The organism is Thermogemmatispora carboxidivorans (assembly GCF_000702505.1).
In the GTDB taxonomy this organism is placed as follows: domain Bacteria; phylum Chloroflexota; class Ktedonobacteria; order Ktedonobacterales; family Ktedonobacteraceae; genus Thermogemmatispora; species Thermogemmatispora carboxidivorans.
Genome location: NZ_JNIM01000001.1, coordinates 1,532,150 through 1,549,824, shown reverse-complemented (window position 1 = coordinate 1,549,824; position 17,675 = coordinate 1,532,150). Strand labels below are relative to the sequence as shown.

At 60.6% G+C, this 17,675-nt stretch carries 13 protein-coding genes; 6 read left to right on the top strand and 7 right to left on the bottom strand.

The features are described from left to right. Positions 1 to 32: 32 nt before the first annotated feature. From N688_RS06155 to N688_RS06145, 3 genes are all read right to left on the bottom strand, one after another. Positions 33 to 953, bottom strand: coding sequence for a carbohydrate ABC transporter permease (locus N688_RS06155; RefSeq protein ID WP_052888459.1), 921 nt, complete (start codon positions 951 to 953; stop codon positions 33 to 35). 287 nt (positions 954 to 1,240) lie between these two features. Then, positions 1,241 to 2,566, bottom strand: a complete 1,326-nt coding sequence (locus N688_RS06150; RefSeq protein ID WP_052888458.1) for a substrate-binding domain-containing protein — start codon at positions 2,564 to 2,566, stop codon at positions 1,241 to 1,243. A 451-nt stretch (positions 2,567 to 3,017) separates the two neighbouring features. Continuing rightward, positions 3,018 to 4,070 (bottom strand): LacI family DNA-binding transcriptional regulator, encoded by a 1,053-nt coding sequence (locus N688_RS06145; RefSeq protein WP_052888457.1) that lies wholly within the window; start codon positions 4,068 to 4,070, stop codon positions 3,018 to 3,020. Between the two features lie 434 nt (positions 4,071 to 4,504). Here N688_RS06145 and N688_RS06140 point away from each other — a divergent pair, with 434 nt between their 5' ends. Together N688_RS06140 and ftsH are read left to right on the top strand one after the other, a co-directional pair. Beyond that, positions 4,505 to 4,975, top strand: a complete 471-nt coding sequence (locus N688_RS06140; protein WP_052888456.1) for an acyl-CoA thioesterase — start codon at positions 4,505 to 4,507, stop codon at positions 4,973 to 4,975. 380 nt (positions 4,976 to 5,355) lie between these two features. After that, on the top strand, positions 5,356 to 7,365 hold the full coding sequence (ftsH, locus tag N688_RS06135) for an ATP-dependent zinc metalloprotease FtsH (RefSeq protein ID WP_081838572.1): 2,010 nt from the start codon (positions 5,356 to 5,358) through the stop codon (positions 7,363 to 7,365). 215 nt (positions 7,366 to 7,580) lie between these two features. Here ftsH and N688_RS06130 read toward each other — a convergent pair whose 3' ends face one another. Next, on the bottom strand, positions 7,581 to 8,216 hold the full coding sequence (locus N688_RS06130) for a class IV adenylate cyclase (RefSeq protein WP_052888455.1): 636 nt from the start codon (positions 8,214 to 8,216) through the stop codon (positions 7,581 to 7,583). Between the two features lie 543 nt (positions 8,217 to 8,759). Here N688_RS06130 and argJ point away from each other — a divergent pair. Beyond that, on the top strand, positions 8,760 to 9,971 hold the full coding sequence (gene argJ, locus N688_RS06125) for a bifunctional glutamate N-acetyltransferase/amino-acid acetyltransferase ArgJ (protein ID WP_052888454.1): 1,212 nt from the start codon (positions 8,760 to 8,762) through the stop codon (positions 9,969 to 9,971). A 65-nt stretch (positions 9,972 to 10,036) separates the two neighbouring features. Continuing rightward, a complete protein-coding gene (locus N688_RS06120; protein WP_052888453.1) occupies positions 10,037 to 11,266 on the top strand; it encodes an acetylornithine transaminase in 1,230 nt (409 codons plus the stop codon). 217 nt (positions 11,267 to 11,483) lie between these two features. Here the strand turns inward: N688_RS06120 and N688_RS06110 are convergent, their stop codons facing one another. From N688_RS06110 to holB, 3 genes are all read right to left on the bottom strand, one after another. Next, on the bottom strand, positions 11,484 to 12,416 hold the full coding sequence (locus N688_RS06110; RefSeq protein WP_052888451.1) for a hypothetical protein: 933 nt from the start codon (positions 12,414 to 12,416) through the stop codon (positions 11,484 to 11,486). A gap of 64 nt (positions 12,417 to 12,480) precedes the next feature. Then, positions 12,481 to 13,278, bottom strand: coding sequence for an enoyl-CoA hydratase/isomerase family protein (locus N688_RS06105; protein WP_052888450.1), 798 nt, complete (start codon positions 13,276 to 13,278; stop codon positions 12,481 to 12,483). Positions 13,279 to 13,388: 110 nt separating this feature from the next. Further along, on the bottom strand, positions 13,389 to 14,426 hold the full coding sequence (holB, locus tag N688_RS06100; RefSeq protein ID WP_156025322.1) for a DNA polymerase III subunit delta': 1,038 nt from the start codon (positions 14,424 to 14,426) through the stop codon (positions 13,389 to 13,391). Between the two features lie 297 nt (positions 14,427 to 14,723). Here holB and N688_RS06095 point away from each other — a divergent pair, with 297 nt between their 5' ends. Both N688_RS06095 and N688_RS06090 read left to right on the top strand, forming a co-directional pair. Continuing rightward, a complete protein-coding gene (locus N688_RS06095) occupies positions 14,724 to 15,581 on the top strand; it encodes an RNA polymerase sigma factor (protein ID WP_052888448.1) in 858 nt (285 codons plus the stop codon). Further along, the gene (locus N688_RS06090; RefSeq protein ID WP_052888447.1) at positions 15,578 to 17,488 is read left to right on the top strand and encodes an anti-sigma factor family protein; all 1,911 of its coding nucleotides are present in this window, start codon (positions 15,578 to 15,580) and stop codon (positions 17,486 to 17,488) included. The genes N688_RS06095 and N688_RS06090 overlap by 4 nt, the downstream gene beginning before the upstream one ends. Positions 17,489 to 17,675: the final 187 nt, after the last annotated feature.

The following is a 17,675-nucleotide window of genomic DNA, read 5'->3' as shown; positions in this document are numbered from 1 at the left end:
CCTTCCGTCCTTTCCTCTCTCCTCCAGGCCGCTCAGAGACCCTCTAGCTGGCTCGACATACGCAAGAAACCGGTCACCCGCAGCAGCAAGAGAGAGAGCGCAATGCCACTCGCAGCCAGGACCAGAGCGATGACGCTGCCGTAGCCAACCTGCTCATTCACAAAGGCCGTGATATACATGTGCAACGGCAGGATGCGCGTTGCGTAGCCTGGCCCGCCGCCAGTCATCACCCAAATCAAATCGAAGTAGGTGAGGGAGCCGGTCAGCATAAAGATTGAAGAAGTGATAATAGTATACTTCAATTGCGGCAATGTGATCGAGAAGAACTTACGTAATCTCCCGGCCCCGTCAAGCTCGGCAACATCATAGAGCTCGCGGGGGATCTGACGGGCACCCGTCATATAGAGGAGAGAATGGAAGGGAATAAACTGCCAGGCGATGACAATGGCCACAACATAGAAAGCCAGGCTTGGGTCGCCAAGCCAGCCACGCGCCCAAGAAGAGAGGCCGACAGCGCGTAAGGTCACATTGATCAGGCCGAAATTGGGATCAAGGATCGAGACCCAGGTGATCCCAATCGCCACGGTTGAGAAGAGCAAAGGCAAGAAGTAGAAGACGCTCAGCACGGCGCGATAACGTTGCTGGCCCGCCATAAAGACCCCGAGGAGCAGACTCAGCGGTGTCTGCAGGACCCAGGTCAGAATCATCATCTCAATGGTCAGCCCTACAGCGTGCAGCGTCAGCGGATCGGAGAAGAAATGGAGCCAGTTTGCGGGGCCGACCCAGGCGGCCTGGGCAATACCGTTCCAGTTCGTAAAGCTCAGGTAAAGGGCCACCAACAGGGGGAAGAGCGCGAACAAAGCATAGAAGCACAGGGCCGGGGCTGTCCACAGGAGCGCCGGCCAGGAAGCAGGCCCTCTTCTGGTAGGGGCAATGCGCGCGGTCACACTCATACTCATGGCTTTAGCCTCAGCTCAAGCAACGGAGAACAACAGGTGCTAGCAACGCCTCCTGGCGTCTCCCGCAAGGCAGACGGTCAGTCAAGGACTGGCGCCCAGAGAAGCGGCCAGCACTCAGGCAATCCACCCGCTGCGGATAGCATCCAGCAGGCGACAAGGGAGGTGCATGGAAGGAAGAGGAAATGGGTGGAACAGGGGACCCTCCCCGCTCGTAGACCCTGTTCCACCCACCGCCGCGCTACAGCTACCGCTGCGAGTAGCCAGCCTGCGTCTGCGCTCCATCAGGTACCGATCGTTTGATTCATATTGGTCGAGAACTGCTGCGGCGAGATCTGACGCAGGAAGAGCTGGTCCAGGTTGGTCAGCAGGGCCTGGGCCGGCTGCGGAGGCAGGGCCTGGTCCCAGGCCAGCTGGAAGTGAGCAGCCTTCTGTACCAGGCGATAGACGAAGAGTAGCCAGTCGCTATGTGGTGCATTGCTCAGCTTATTCTCGATGCCCTTGACTGGAGGGATCTCACCGAGAGCAATGCGCCGATCGACCGCCTCGTCGTTGAGCACCGCATCCTTGAGATAGGTCACGCAGGCCTGAATAGCTTTTGAGGTCTTGGCGACCGAGTAGTAATTGCAGGGGACGCCCGTCAGATTGGAGGGGTCGCCGACGCCGCCCTCAACCGCCGGGAAGGGGAACCAGCCCAGCTTCCCCTGTTGGATAAAGGCCGGATCATCGTTCGTGATGGTGCCGAAGTCCCAGGTGCCCATCAAGTGCATGGCCGCCTTGCCGGTATAGAGCAGGGCGCTCGCCTGACCAGTATCGTAGCTCACTGAGGCAAAACCGCTGCCGAACGCCCCAGCAGCCACCAGGTCCTGAATCATCGTATTGGCCTTGATAATGGCCGGGTTTGACCAGGCATTGGGCTGGTTGGCCATGATGGCGTCAAAGACCTGCGGGCCGCCAAGGCGATCGACCAGGTACATCTCATACATCAAATAGGTCCACTTGCTGGCCCCACCGAGGGCAATCGGCTGCAGGCCCTGCTGTTTCACCGTCTTCACCAGATTGAGCAGGTCGCCCCAGGTCTGAGGAAGCGAGAGCTTGTACTTTGCGAAGATATCCTTATTATAGAGAAAGACCACCGGCTGCACCCCATCGTTGGGGATGCCATAGATGTGGTTATTGAAGGTGGCAGCGCCGAGTGAGGAAGGCAGGAAGCGATCACGCCAGGCCGGATCAGCATTGAGATCGGGGGTCAAATCGTACACATCGCCGGCATCGATATAGGACTTGAGGATGCCACCGCCCCAGCCGAAGAAAATATCGGGCGGCTGGTGCGCTCCCATCGCTACCTGGAGCTTCTGCTTATAGGGATCATTCTGGAAGAATTGGACGATGGCGTGAATCGAGGAATGCGTCTGGTTGAACCTCGCCGTGATGTCCTGAATCAGCTTCTGGTCATTGCCATTGCTGATATCCCAGACGACAATCGACTGGGAGTTGCTACTGCCACCGCTCTGGCCGCCCACGCCAAAGCAGCCCGAGAGCAATGCGGCCAGCGAGGCCGCGCCGGTTGTCTGGAGGAAGTCGCGGCGAGAGAGTCTCCTTTGCTGCATAGTTCCATCTCCTCTGGCGTCTTTGCTCGCCTGTCGTGATTGAGGCCCACACACCCAGTGGCATGGCGCTGCACATGGACAGACCCGGAAAACATCCTTGCTTGGCCGGAAGAACAGGGCAGCCGTCTGGCTGGCCAGGTCCCTGCTGCCGTCCCGGGACGGGGGCCAGACAGAAACAGAGAGACCGAAGCGAGCCGGCATCGGAGCTGGCCGCCAAAGCGGCTGCCTTGTGAGCAAGAGATCAGGCGCTCGTCGTTGAGAAGAGCCTCCTTTCTGCAGCAACTGCTGCTGCGGTTGCCTGCGCCGCCGGCCCTGGCGGCTTGCAGGATGCCGACGAAGCCGCCAGCCATCCTTACATGCATACAGCCAGACGTGTATACATACTGATGTGTTTTCCACCAGTGATTTATGAGCGCACGCCTCCCGGCGATGATCGGCGCCCTGGCAAGCGCTAGCGATCAGGCAATGATGGGGGCGCGCAAGATTCGCGCACAACCAGGGAGGTTGCCAGCTCAACGCGCATGCTATCGAGGAGTTCGCCGGCAATCAGGCGCAACAACATCGCCGTTGCCATGCGCCCCATTTCAGCTAGAGGCTGGCGGATCGTCGTCAGCGCTGGGGAGACCATTGTTGCGATAGGCACATCGTCGAAGCCGACCACGCTCACATCGTCAGGGACGCGCAGGCCATGTGCCCGCAGAGCAGCGTAGACACCCATCGCCTGCAAATCGCTGCCAGCGAAGATGGCCGTTGGCGGCTGGGGCAAAGCCAGCAGCGCGCAGGTCTGATCGTAGCCTGTCTGCTGGCGAAACTCGCCGGGGCGGATCAGCTCGGGATCGACTGGCAGGCCCGCCTCCTCCAGAGCGGCACGATAGCCGGCAATACGGTCTTGACTGCAGCGGAGATTAGGCCAGCCGGCAATAATCGCGACGCGGCGATGTCCCAAGGAGAGCAGATACTCGGTTGCCGCTCGCCCACCAGCCCAATTTGTGGCGCCCACCGAAGGGACATCGGGTCCCAGCTCGCCGCGATGGTCAACCACCACAAAGGGGATACGGTGCCGGCGCAACTCGTCGAGGCGATCAGATTGGCCTTGCGCGAGCACCAGGATGGCCCCATCGGTCGCGCCCTCAATGACCTGGCGCAACCACTGTCGCTCTCGGCGCGACTCGTCATGCGTCGTCGAGAGGGCCATGCGCAGTTCGGTGCGCTCCAGCACCTCCTCCACACCGCGAATGATCTCGAAATAGTAGGGGCTATCCAGATCCGGCACCACGAGATCGATAATGCCGCTGCTCCCTCTTCTCAGGGCATTTGCCACTCGACTGCGCACATAACCAGCTTCACGAATGACTCGCTCGACACGCTCGCGCGTCGCCGGGGCCACGTCCGGGCGGTTATTCAGTACCCGAGAGACCGTCGGTATCGATACCCCGGCACGGGCCGCAATCTCGGCGATGGTGCTGCGTCGCCGATTCATGCTTTGCCTCGACTTTGCATTCATTACCGGTAACCTTATCGCCACAGTGGTTGTTTGAATCATACCTGGGAATCAGCCTTCTGTCAAGGGTAATCTTCAACCACTCGCTTCGACTATTTACTATGAAAGCGCTTACTGATGAAAAAAAGTCGCTCTTCTGAGCGATATTTTTCCGATAACGTTATCAGAGACAGAAGGCCCAGGCAGGCCCGCTGATTCGCCTGGTCGCGGGCCGCTATGCTACCATACATATCAGGAGGCTACAGGTGGGGTCGTCCGCTTCCGGCTGGCTCCCCGGCTGGTCTCAGCCTCAACCCGTGGCCAGCGATGGCCGCATGGGTCGACTCTATCTGTTGTGGTTGGAACGAAGCGGGCTGGCGTTTGATGGATGGGTGGTTCGCTGGGATGGCCGGGCGTTTCCGGGCGTTTTGCTCTGCTGAGAGGGAGGTATCGAGAGCGTGGAGCAGCACAATGGCAGGCCGCTTGCACAGGCTGTACAGGAGTTCGAGGTCTCGCTGGTCGATATGGACCCGTTCTTCATCCACTATACTGCCTATACGATGTGGATGGACCGCGGCTTTCTTCATTTGCTCAAAACCCTGGGCCATCCGCTGCACACTCTGTTCGCTGAGGGCTACGGTTTCCCAGTTGTTCACTGCCAGCTTGATTTCTGGGAGCCAGCGGCGCTTGATGAGCGTGTGCGCCTGACAACGGCCTTGATGCGCTTGGGGCGCACGAGCCTGACGGTACGTTACGATTTTTCGCGGGTGGAGGCCGACGGCTCGTTGACGCCCCTGGCTCGCGGAGAGAGTGTGCACGTCTATACCCAGCGCGCAACACGCCAGGCCCTGGAACTGCCGCCCTGGCTGCGGGCTTTGGCTGGGAGTGGGATGTCAACCACGCCCCAGGGCGAAGCGGAGCAGCAGTGAAGGGCACTGCTCCCTCTCTTCTCTGCTGCCTGGGCTGCCCCTCTCTTCCGTCAGGCCCAGGTTCTGACGAAGTGTGATACTTTTTGCACAAAAGGTATCACGCTGGCGGCTCTACTGAGCGGTTGCCGCCTTCCTAAACCTGGGGGGTCTATTTCTCTCAGATGGCTTGCCAGCGCTTTAGAAGAGGACGCAGCACGCTTTTAGGTGCACTCAGCGTTACATCAGAATTCCGTGGAGAATTCAGGGCCTACTATGTTATAATACCCCTCGAATGAGTCTTCCATTGACACAGTGTAATGCGTCGTAATGCATAGTACAGCTCTCCTACATTCCCATACAAGATTGCCCGTTTCCAGGAGAGGTTAGAGAGAGGAACCTTGATGCCAAGTACTGGGAAATGGCTCAGAAACAGCTTACTGTGGCTGCTACTGGCAATCGCCATTGTCCTGATCCTCGTTGTCTTCTTCCGCCCCCAGAGCGGCGCTAAAACGGTGACGGTTTCGACCCTCCTGAGCGATCTGAAGGCGGACCTGCGCAATGGGGTTCAGGATACGCTGAACGTCGGAACGACTACCCTCACCTTGACGCGGGGGGCCTCTTCTTCGGCTCAGCGCGAGGTCGCGAATATCAACGATTCGTTCGATATTACCCGCGTGCTGCGGGATAATAACATTGATTACACGAATAACCGCTTGCTGACCGTGCAGTACGAGGCGCCAAGCTCGCTGGGTGCGTGGTTGAATCTCCTTGGGGGCCTGATCCCCTTCGTGTTGATCGCTGTGATCGTTATTATCCTGCTGCGCCAGGCCCAGGGGACAAACAATCAGGCGCTCTCGTTCGGCAAGAGCCGGGCGCGCATGTTCCTGGGCAATAAGCCCACGGTGACCTTTGCCGATGTGGCCGGCGTGGATGAGGCGAAGCAGGAGCTGCAGGAGATCGTTGAGTTCCTGAAGTATCCCGATAAGTTTGCCGCCCTCGGGGCTCGCATTCCCAAGGGGCTGCTTCTGGTAGGACCGCCCGGCACAGGAAAGACGCTGATCGCTCGTGCTGTAGCCGGCGAGGCCGGTGTGCCTTTCTTTAGCATTAGTGGCTCGGAGTTTGTGGAGATGTTCGTCGGTGTAGGGGCGAGTCGTGTGCGCGATCTCTTCGAGCAGGCGAAGCGTAATAGCCCCTGCATTGTCTTTGTCGATGAGATCGACGCGGTGGGACGCCAGCGCGGCGCTGGTCTGGGTGGCTCGCATGATGAGCGCGAGCAGACGCTCAACCAGATTTTGGTGGAGATGGATGGCTTCGATTCGAGCACCAATGTGATTGTGATCGCGGCCACGAACCGACCCGATGTGCTCGATCCGGCCTTGCTTCGCCCAGGCCGCTTCGATCGCCAGGTGGTGCTCGATCGCCCCGATATCCGCGGTCGCATGGCCATCCTGCAGGTGCATGCCCGGGGCAAGCCGTTGGAGAAGGATGTTTCTCTGGAGACGATCGCCCGCCAGACACCAGGCTTCTCCGGGGCAGATCTGGCCAACCTGCTTAACGAGGCTGCGATTCTGGCCGCTCGACGCAATCGCCGAACCATCAGTATGAAGGAGCTGGAGGAGGCCATCGATCGGGTGGTGGCCGGGCCAGCGCGCAAGAGCCGCATTATCAGTGAGCGCGAGAAGGCCATTACGGCTTACCACGAGGTTGGGCATGCCCTGGTGGCGCGCATGCTGCCCAATACCGACCCCGTGCATAAGGTCTCTATCGTGGCTCGTGGTCAGGCCGGCGGCTTCACAATGCTGCTGCCGACAGAGGACCGCTATCTGTGGAGCAAGTCGCAGTTTGAGGATATGCTGGCCTACGCCCTCGGCGGCCATGTTGCTGAGCTGATTATCTTTGGCGAGGTGACGACCGGCGCCTCGAACGATATCGAGCGCGTGACCAAGATCGCTCGCTCAATGGTCACCGAGTACGGGATGAGCAGCCTGATCGGTCCCGTGGCCCTCGGCCATAAGGAGGAGCTGGTCTTCCTGGGTCGCGATTTCAACGAGCAACGCAACTACAGCGAAGAGACGGCTCGCGAGATCGATATGGAGGTGCGCCGCATCGTCCAGGAGGCTTTCAACAAGGCCTACCAGGTGCTGTCTCAGAATAAGAAGCGCCTGATTATGATCAGCGAACGTCTGATTAAGGAGGAGACTTTAGAGGGGCCAACCTTCGAAGCGCTCTTCAATCAACCAATCCAAGAGGACGAGTACGAGTCACCCTCAATTTTCGCTGGAATGCCAGACGTCCACGATGCCCGCTTGAACGGTAAGCGGGATGACGTGAACCGCCTGCCTGATACGCTCTTTCCTTCGCTGCCTTCGGGTTTTCAGTCCTCCCACGGCGAGGGGAGCCGCGAGCCGTAATCGGTCATACAGCCTGGGCAGCCCCGCCTCTCGCTGGCAGGGCTAAGGCTGGTGACCGGATACTGTGGGCAAGCGGTGGGTGGGTCAGGTTGCTTGCTAGTGCACCCGCCCCCCACTGCGGCCTGGGCCAGCCGGAGCGCTGGCCAATTGATCCAGCCACACGACCTGAGCCTGGTTGGTGGCTAGGCGCTACCCACGGGTGACACCTGTCTCCATCAGTCGCAGTGCCCACTGAGCAGGTCGCTATAGGAGTAAGGTACTACTGGTAGGCGATCTAGCTCTAGCAGCGAGATGAGGGCCGAATGCTCAGCGCTGGCTTCCCCAGGGGTAATTTCCTCATCGATGACCGTCTCCAACTCGACAAAGGAGCCGAGATCTTTGACTTCATCCAGATGGATACGGGTGTGCCCATAGCGATAGAAGCGGCGCCTCTTTTCAACGACAGCGAGGACCCCCAAAGCCGCCGACAGCAAGGCCCGCAGGACAGCCGGCTCGCTCACAGGATAGACCAAATACTCGCAGGTATAGGCTCCCGCCCGCTCCTGCCGACGCGAAGAGATGAGGAACGCCCCTTCTCTGCCACGCTCACGGCTTCCCTCGGCTACCTCCTGGCCCCGATTTGGTCTCTCGGCGGCTTGATTCACCGCCGCCTCCGCTACGCCGGTCAAGGCGGCTGCGTCGTCTTCGCGCCACCACTCGCGCAGCTTGAGGCAAGTGTGCGGTGCCAGGAAGTACGTATCGCGCTGCTGCACAGTGCGCACATAGGCCGCTCCTGCGCTGCAGGCCAGTGCTTCTACCTGCTGGAGCGTCGCGGCACCAAGGCAGCGGACTTTTAATTCCAGGTTTTGCACGGTCAGGCTATCCTTCCAGCTAGAGTCTCCTATGTTTTTCATTATACCGCCACGAGCGCTTCACTGATAAGAGTGAGCCACCCTTAGACAGCTGGTCCAGGATCAAGGCTTTACAAGGACTGCCCCCCGCACTATACTATTCAGCAAAGGTTGCCCGATCCGCATCGCCTCGACCCGGCGACACTCGCCAGATGGGGGCTACTTATAGGGCGTTTTCTCCGGCCCAGGCCCGCTTATCAACAGGCTGGCCTCTGCAGCGCCTATGACCTGGCCCTGATCGGTGCGGCCTCTATCCAGAGCCGGTGTTTGGCTATCGCCGGTTTTCTTTTTTTGCCCAAGACCCTCTTTGACCATCGTTAGCTAGGCCCGAATGGCTTCCCGGCTGAGGGAGCGTGGAGCGATCTTTAGAGGGAAGATCAGCAGGGAAGTAGACCTTTATATCTCCCTCAGCCCATCACCTGCGAAGGAAAATGCACGGCGGCTCACCCTGACAATAAGCAAGCTGCAGAGCTGCCTCGTTAGCTGTATCAGGAGGGACGACCATTGACTGAGCAATTCCGAGAGGTAGACCTCTGTGTCACCGCTCCGCGCGGCTTCCGCGCCGGAGCTGTTGCCTGCGGTATTAAATCCGATGCGGCGATCAAAGATCTGGCTATCCTGGCCTCGGACGTCCCTTGTGTCGCCGCCGGAACCTTTACGACGAGCCGCACCCCTGCCGCCCCCGTGCTGCTCTGCCGGGAGTATCTGCGCGGCGGCCAGGCTCAGGCGGTGGTGGTCAACAGCGGTAACGCGAACTGCGCCACCGGCGAGCAGGGCCTGCGCAATGCCTATCACATGTCCGCGCTGGCAGCCTCCCGCTTGGGCATCCCCAAGGAGCTGGTGCTCTGCTCGTCAACCGGCATCATTGGCCGGCAGTTGCCTATGGAAAAGATTGAGCACGGCATCATGTCCATCGAGCTGAGCAGCGACAGCGGCAACGATTTCGCTGAGGCGATCCTGACCACCGATACGCGCCCTAAGCGCATCGCCCTGGAATTCGAGATCGAGGGTCGCACGGTGCGCCTGGGCGGAGCAACCAAGGGCGCCGGGATGATCTATCCAAATATGGCTACCATGCTCTGCTATTTGACGACCGATGCTGCTGTCGAGCAAGCCTGGCTCCAAGAGGAGCTGCGGGCCGCCGTGGCCAACTCGTTCAATATGATCTCTGTCGACGGCGATATGTCGACGAATGATACGTGTCTGCTCTTCGCTAATGGTCTGGCAGGAAACACGCCACTCAACGAGACTCATCCCGAGGCAGGACGTTTCCGCGAGGCGCTGCGTCGCGTGACGACCTATCTGGCCCGCGAGATCGCTCGCGATGGAGAGGGTGCAACCAGGCTGATGACGGTCCACGTGCGCGGCGCACGCGATCGAGCCGATGCAATCAAGGCGGCGCGCGGGATTACGCTTTCGCCCCTCTGGCAGTGTGCTCTGGCCGGCGGTGATCCTAACTGGGGCCGGATCGTCGCCGCTCTCGGTGCCAGTGGCTGCACACTCGACCCCGAGCGTTTCGATATTTTTATCGGTCCTGTCCAGGTGGTACAGCAGGGCGGGGCCGCCGCTTATGACGAAGCGGCAGCGCGGGCTGTGATGGCCGCCAGCGAGGTGACCATTACGATCGATCTGCATCTGGGAGGGGCTGAGGCAACAGCCTGGGGCTGCGACCTGACCCACGGCTATATTGATGAGAATACACTCTATACGCGCTAACTTGCCAGCGCGTCCGCTCGCTCGCCAACAGCAGCAGGTCCGCGGCAGAATAAGGAGCTTGACCGATGACGACACCTATGTTGAAACGTGACTGGATCGCGCTTGAGCAGAAATACTACCAGGCCACATTCAAACGCCAGCCGGTGACGTTTATCCGTGGCCAGGGTATCCGCGTCTGGGATACAGAGGGACGCGAGTATCTGGACTTTGTGGCCGGGATTGCGGTGAATGTTCTTGGGCACTGCCACCCTGCGGTGGTGCAGGCCGTCCAGGAGCAGGCAGCGCAACTGATCCATGTCTCCAATCTGTATTACAATACGCGCCAGATCGAGCTGGCTGAACAGCTGGCTCTGCTCAGCGGCGGTATGCGCTCGTTCTTTAGCAACAGCGGCGCGGAGGCCAATGAGGGTGCTATCAAGCTGGCCCGGAAGTTTGGTCGCCTCCACCGCAACGGTGCCTACGAAATCATCAGCATGGAGCGCAGCTTCCACGGGCGCACGCTGGCTACGACGGCGGCCACTGGCCAAGCCCACTATCAGGAGACCTGGAAGCCCTTGCCCGACGGCTTTAAGCAGGTCCCGTTCAACGATCTGGAGGCCCTCAAGGCCGCCACCAGCGAGAAGACCGTTGGGGTCCTGCTGGAGTCGGTCCAGGGCGAGGGTGGCATCTGGCCAGCAACCAGGGAGTTTCTGCAGGGCGTGCGCCGCTGGTGCGACGAGCAGAATCTGGTAATGATCTGCGATGAGGTCCAGGCGGGTATGGGACGAACGGGCAAGTTCTTCGGTTTCGAGCACTATGGTGTCATGCCCGATATGATCACGCTGGCTAAGGGCCTGGCTGGTGGCGTGCCCATTGGGGCGATGCTGACCGGGCAGCGAACCGATCTGTTCGTGCCCGGCGACCACGGCTCAACGTTCGGCGGGAATCCTCTGGCCTGTGCTGCTGCCTTAGCCACGCTGAAGACCATCCAGGAGGAGCGCCTGGTCGAGAATGCAGCCCGCCTGGGCGAGTCTTGGGATGAGCAGCTGCAGGCACTCTGCCAGAAGTACGATTTCATTGCCAATCCGCGCGGCATCGGCCTGATGCGCGCTGTGGAGGTTAAGTACGAGCTGGCGCCGGCAATTGTCGATCAGGCTCTCAAGCATGGCCTGCTACTGAATAACCTGGGGAATGCCACCCTGCGCATGGTGCCCCCGCTCATCGTAACGCAAGCCGATATCGATGAGGCCGCTCAACGCCTTGATCGAGCCCTGGAGGACGTGGCTCGCCAGCACGGAGGAGCCGCCCAGTCCTGATCACCCGTAAGCAGAAGCAGATGCTCATGGCCAGCAGCCTCCAGCAGGCACCTCGCTTCATGCCGGTCAGGCTGCTGGCTGCTCGTTTCTCTCTGTCTCATCCTCTACGACAGGGTCCTCGCCGGTTTGGCAGCACGCAAGAGCCAGCGGGCAGCCAGGGCGTCCCTTCTCTCATCGAGCAGCTCCCAAGCGTTTCTGCTGCCGGCTTCCGGCACGCTCACAGTGCAGGCACCGCGGCCAGATAGCCGACGACCTCGTAGCCGCGGCCCGGTCGCTCAGCGGTCGGCAGATCGCTCAACCATTCCCAACGCCGTTCAGCCAGCACGGTAAAGGTCTGGCGCACCAGGTCGAAGAAGGCATGAGGCACCAGCGGCAACGCTTGCCGAGTGGGTCCGCCCTTGCTCAGCTCGCCCTCCTGAAAGAGGAAACCCCGCACGTCGCTCAGCAGGACGACCAACCCGCCCGGCTCTACCAGGTCGCGCAAGAGATGGAGATGGGCCGCAATGATACGCAGACGGAAGCGCTGGGCAGCCTCCTGATAGCGGCGATGGCGCTCCTGGGCGCCCAGATGACGCGCAGCCCGTTGCTGCACAGCATCGAGAAGATCGAGCAGTGGGTAGCTGAAGAGCTGGGAGAGCACCAGCGAACTGATAGCCAGGCCAAAGGTGGCGCGCGGGAGGTCTTCAACCTGCGGCGGGTCTGGGACCGGGCAGGCATCCAGGACGGCGGCCAGACGGTCCCAGAACGCTGAGGCTTCCTCTTGCTCCAAGGTGGACCAGGGAAGCAGGCGCAGGCGCTCTTGCAGCAGGAGACTGACGCCACCGGTCAGATCAGCGGTCAGCAACTGCACGCGGGTCCGCAAGGAGACAGCGGGCAGCTCAGCCCGCGCCTGCAACAGAGCCGCCCGATCCAGGTCGACAAGCACCACTTCATCCGCTGCGCGCGCGAGCTTCTCCAGTGGGATCTCAGTGCAGGCCCCCGCTCCCAGCACGGCAATGCCCGGCGAGAGCGCCAGCGGGCGCCGCGCCAGAGCCTCCAGCATCAGGGCAGCACACTGCTCTAGATGCTGCGGTGCATGCTCTTGCAGCCAGCGACGGCGCGCCGGTCCCTGCGTCTGGGCATTATTGTAAGGTAGCGAATCGATACGCACAGCAGATCAACGAACGAGTAAACCTCACACCACACCCCTAGCACCGACAACACAGGCCGTGAGCCTACTGCCCGCGATAACGCGGCAGGCGCTTCTCACGGAACGCCGCCACGCCCTCACGATGATCAGCAGTCCCAATCGCGATCTCCTGCAGCTCGCCCTCCAGACGCAGCACCGTCTCCAGATCGCTATTCACCGCCGTGTTGAGCAGCTGCTTGATCAGCCCATAGGCCCGCGTCGGCCCCTGGGCCAGTCGACGCGCCAGGGCCTGTGTGGCCTCCTCAAACTCTGCATCGGGGACACAACGATTGACCAGCCCGAGGCGCTCAGCCTCTGGCCCAGAGACCTCGTCGGCCAGCATTGCCAGCTCTAGCGCCTTGCCGAGGCCGACCAGGCGCGTCAGGAAGAAGCCCCCTCCCGCATCAGGGATCAAGCCGATGCGCGCAAAGGCCTGCAGAAAGCGGGCCTTTTCGGAGGCAATGCGTAGATCACACGCTAACGCCACACTACAGGAAGCCCCTGCCGCCACACCACGCACAGCGGCAATCACCGGTTTCTGCATCTCTCGAATGCAGCGGATCACGCGATGGTACTTCTGCAGATGCTCGCTCACGCGCCCCCGCTGCTCACCAGCAGCCCGCGCTTCGAAGGCACGCAGGTCCTGGCCGGAACCAAAAGCCCCACCTGCTCCGGTCAATACTACGCAGCGCACAGCCGCATCGGTAGCGGCCTCCTCCAAGACCTCAGCCAGTTCTTCAAGCATGCGATCATTGAAGGCGTTGCGCACCTCGGGACGGTTGAAAGTAATCGTCAGCACGCCTTCCGCCTGGTCGATAAGCAGATGCTGAAAGGACTTCTGCATGGCTTTCTTTGCTCCTTCCCTCGACAAGGGGGACAAGGCCTCGTTGCCGATTAGGATCGTTGGTCAGCTTGCACAGCCCACAGACCACGCGAGCCGCGATAGCCAGGCCCTCAGACACGACTCAGCAGAGGGAGATCGAGCATGAGCACCTCCAGAGCGGCCCGCGGGCTCACATTTTGGTCGAGGGCCTCCAGGGTTCGCAGGATCGCATAGATCATCTGACGCGCTCCAGCAGCTCCGAGCAGTTCAGTCTGCTTTTGGAGCATTTCGCGCATATCGACATTGACAATCAGATCCTGCCCGCCACTAGCCATCAGCAAGACATCGCGCCACCAGAGCAGCCACAACTCCAACAGCTGGCGCAGCCGCTCAGGCTCTCCACTCAGACGTTGAGCAAGAGCAAAGCGCTCCGCCCGCCCCTGGCCGGGCAAACGTGCCAGCAGCTCCAGCTGTTCGCGCCGCTCCGCGAGCAGCTGCTCATCCTCCACGGCACGCACGGCCCAGCCCATGCGTCCCGAAGCCAGGGCAGCAATCAGCTCTGCCTCCTCCGGCTCGACCTCCCAGTAGGTTTCCAGGGCCTGGCGAATCTGGGCACTGTTCAACAGATGGAGCGGAACATGCTGCACACGCGAGAGGATAGTTGGCAGGAGCAACCCCCGCTCAGGGGCAGTCAACAACAAAACTACCCCTGGCTCCGGCTCTTCCAGCGTCTTTAGCAGACAGTTGGCCGCCTGGGAATTCATCTCGTGCGCGCCCAAAATCAGGAAGATTTTATAGCGGCCCTCCAGAGCATGCCGGGCTGCTTCAGCTTGTAGAGCACGAATCTGATCAATGAGAATGAACTGCTTGTCTGGAGGGCGAGCAACTACATGGACATCGGGATGGTTGCCATGCAGTACCTTCCGGCAGGCCAGACAGCGCTGACAAGGATGAACGGGGGCCTGCTGCGGATCAGGGCCGCCCGTGCACAGCAAGGCCTGAGTGAAGCGCTGCGCTAAGAGCGTCTTCCCAATCTGATCAGGGCCAGTAAACAGATAAGCATGGCGCACCTGCTGCGAGGCTAAGGCCCGTCGCAGACGCTCCAGGGCATGCTCATGTCCAATGATCCCCCAACCGTGCGCGGCTGCCTCAAGAGCTGTCACAGTCATGGTTTTATTATCGTAGCAGAAAGAGCGCTTCAAGGCAAGGTGGAATAGCCTTCACGCACTTCTGCGAGTGCAGTCATGACCCATCCTGCGTCAGTTCGCCTGAGTGTGCTATACTGTATGCTGTACCGTTGCTTGCTCAGCTGAGGAAGGCCGTGGGAAAATTCGTCCAGCGGCTGTCGCCTACCTCATAGCAGAGATGACAACCATATGCTATGCTGTATTCGAATTCGCAAGAGAGTAGATGATACCTGTGCGCATCCAGCACGATCTTCTGAAACACTAAGGTTGATGTAACCAATGGATACCTCTATCCGTCTCTACACTACGAACGGTGGCTGGCGCTCTATCCTGGATGCCACTCGTGGGAATCAGCCAGAGATGGCCCTGCCTGAAGAGGAACAGGCCGCTCAGCTCGACTCACCCGGGGAAGATACGGATATGGCGGAGCCGGACGAGGAGACTGAGACAGGCGCTCAGGCCCTCCCCCTCCAGGCAGCAGCAACGAGCCAGGGCGAGGCCCGCAGCGTGGATGTGGCGGACTTCGAGGCGATCTTTCAACGCTATCAAACGCCAATTACGAATTTCATCTATCATATGATCGGGAACCGGGAGCAGGCTTACGATCTGGCCCAGGACGTCTTTGTCAAAGCGTACCGCGCTTTGCTGGCCGGCACAGTGGTCCGCCCCGGCGCCCTCTCTTCCTGGCTCTATCACATCGCCGAGAATACGGCGATCGATGCGCTCCGCCGCCGCCGCCTGATTTCCTGGCTGCCTCTGTCGCTCTTCAATGACGACCGGGGCATCGGCGCCGGCGTGCTCTCAGAGACAGGCAGCCCGACAGGCGATGGCTTCTCCGGCAACAGCGAGGATGGCAGCGAGGGACGTCCAGGCGCCGCCGCTCTGCTCTATGAGCGGGGAAGCTATGATGGCGGTCGCTTTGAAAGCCGCGTCGCTGAGCACGAGGTGGTCGAGCGCGTGATGAGGCAACTGCCTCCCAAGTACGCCGTCTGCCTCTGGCTCTATGAATATCATGGCTTCTCATGCGCAGAAATAGCCGAAATGCTTAATATCAGCCCTTCAGCTGTAAAAATGCGGCTGATGCGCGCAAGAGAGCGCTTTATTACCCTGTATCGACAAGAGGTGGGGGAAGAGTGAACTGCACAGAGGCGCGGGTCCTTCTCGCGGTTTATCGCGACTTGCAAGAAGCCGAGGCCCAGCCATCACATCAAGACGAAGAGACGCGGGCCACTATACAGGAGCTGGAGCAGCACCTGGAATCTTGTCCGAACTGCCGGCAGGCACTGACTGACTTCACGCTGGTCGGCACTCGCCTGCAGCGTCTGCCTGCCATCGAGCCGCCTCCCGAGATGCGTGAGCGGCTGATGCGCGCTCTGGCCGCTGAGCACACACGCTTTTTGAGGCGTGGTCTACCTGGTACGCCGCCGCCCCCCGATTTCCTGAAACCCTATATGCAGGAGCAACTGGAACAGGAGGCAGGACGAGATCCGCTGGCAACACTCTCGACAGCCAAGACCGGCCCGTTGCCGGCCATCCAGGCTCCGCCGCGTGCCCAGCGCCGCCCTCGTATGCCTCAGCTAGCCGCGCTGGCCGTGGCCGCTACCTTCTTGTTGGCTTTGCTCACCGGCGGTCTGACCTCTGTGCTGCTGTTGGCTCAGCATTCTTCAGGCTCGATTCCCCCGCCTGCAGCCATCAATCACCCCACCAATGTGGTGATGATGCGCTACGCTAGCGCCACGATCTATCATAATGTCGTCAGTGCCGCCGCCGACGGCAACGCCGTCTACTATAGCGCCTTCAGCGATGGCTCGCCCGCTGGCTGGATGCTCTTGCGGCTGGATCGCCAGACGCAGCTCAGTCAGCCACTGCTGCCCAGCGCTCAAAGCAGTCCGCTGATCATCCTGGGCAGCGATCACAATCGTCTCGTCTGGCTCCAGTACGATCCACCTGCAGCTGACACCTCCGTCGCGTCTGCGGCCACCAAAAAGAATCAGCATAACAGCTCGCCGCGCGACAATGTGACTGAGGGCCTGCGCTCCTGGAAGCTCTTCTACGCCGTGGTGGACTCAACGACCAGCCCCGACTCGCTGCGCCCGCAGCTGCTCTTCAGTGGAGTCTTCAACCCCGCTCTGGCTGCGGGTATCGTCCATACGCCGGTACCAGGCATCTGCTTCCTGCAGAACGGCCTGCTGGTGGCTGCACTGGACCAGCACGGGGTCTCTCACCTCTGGCTCTATAGCCTGCAGGAGAACGGCCAAATCGCCAGCCATAGCGAGCTGGCATCCGCCCCAGCCGGACACATCTATACCTCGCCAACGGCTACCCCCGATGGCAGTGACATCTTCTGGGCTGATGAATGGCTCGATAGCACCGGCCTCCTGCACAGCAATATCTGGACGCGCCAAGAGATCGAGGTGAGCACTCCCACCCGGGGCCGCTGGCTACCACATACGCAGCCAGAGACCTGGCTCTTCCGGAACGACGGTACCTCGTTCCGTCCCCTGGTGGTGGGTCACACCTTCTTTATGCTGAATACAAACGATGGATTGGACGGCATCTCAGCCCTGGCTACGCCAACACCAGCAGCCAGCCCCAGCCCGCAGTCGGCCTCACAGTTGGCTGCCTCAACACTACCGCTCAACTCAAGCGTGACCCCCTGGGCCAATTCCAGCATCTACCCGCCCTCGCTGGATTTCCTGATCAGCGGTTCGCTCTATATGCTCTCGCTAGAGCCGACCTCGGACGGCACCTTCAGCCAGCTGAATACTATCAGCCATGTCTCAGCCCTGCAAGGCGGTAACACCTTCGTTCTTTGGCAGGATGACAATAATGCCTATGGCATGTTTGACGTGGAGTCCAACACCTTTGTCCAGGTCGGCTCGGTTCTCAACGGCGCCGCTTTTGTGGCAGTCAACGGCAACAGCGCCGTCTGGAGCGATACCCCCACTCCAGCAGCCAGCCGCTCGCCAGCCTCTATCAGCCCGCTGGCAACGCTTCGCATGTTCAGCTGGCCTCTCACATCCAGCAATAGTGGTCACGACTGAGTCAGGGCTAAGAGGCGCAGCCGCCGCGCCGCAGCGATAGCCACAAAATAAACAGCCCCGGCTACTCCCAGGTCAAGACCGGGGGGGTAGCTTTCAGCTCACAGCGGGACTTTGCTAACGAGCAGGAACAGACAGCAGCGACCCGAGACGAGGGAGGCACCATCTTCACGCAGAGGGGAGGGCCTCC

Coding starts and splice junctions, on each gene's coding strand:
- N688_RS06120 (WP_052888453.1), top strand. CDS start 10,037: ATGACGACACCTATGTTGAAACGTGACTGGATCGCGCTTGAGCAGAAA.
- N688_RS06105 (WP_052888450.1), bottom strand. CDS start 13,278: ATGCAGAAGTCCTTTCAGCATCTGCTTATCGACCAGGCGGAAGGCGTG.
- holB (WP_156025322.1), bottom strand. CDS start 14,426: ATGACTGTGACAGCTCTTGAGGCAGCCGCGCACGGTTGGGGGATCATT.
- ftsH (WP_081838572.1), top strand. CDS start 5,356: ATGCCAAGTACTGGGAAATGGCTCAGAAACAGCTTACTGTGGCTGCTA.
- N688_RS06145 (WP_052888457.1), bottom strand. CDS start 4,070: ATGAATGCAAAGTCGAGGCAAAGCATGAATCGGCGACGCAGCACCATC.
- N688_RS06095 (WP_052888448.1), top strand. CDS start 14,724: ATGGATACCTCTATCCGTCTCTACACTACGAACGGTGGCTGGCGCTCT.
- N688_RS06155 (WP_052888459.1), bottom strand. CDS start 953: ATGAGTGTGACCGCGCGCATTGCCCCTACCAGAAGAGGGCCTGCTTCC.
- N688_RS06150 (WP_052888458.1), bottom strand. CDS start 2,566: ATGCAGCAAAGGAGACTCTCTCGCCGCGACTTCCTCCAGACAACCGGC.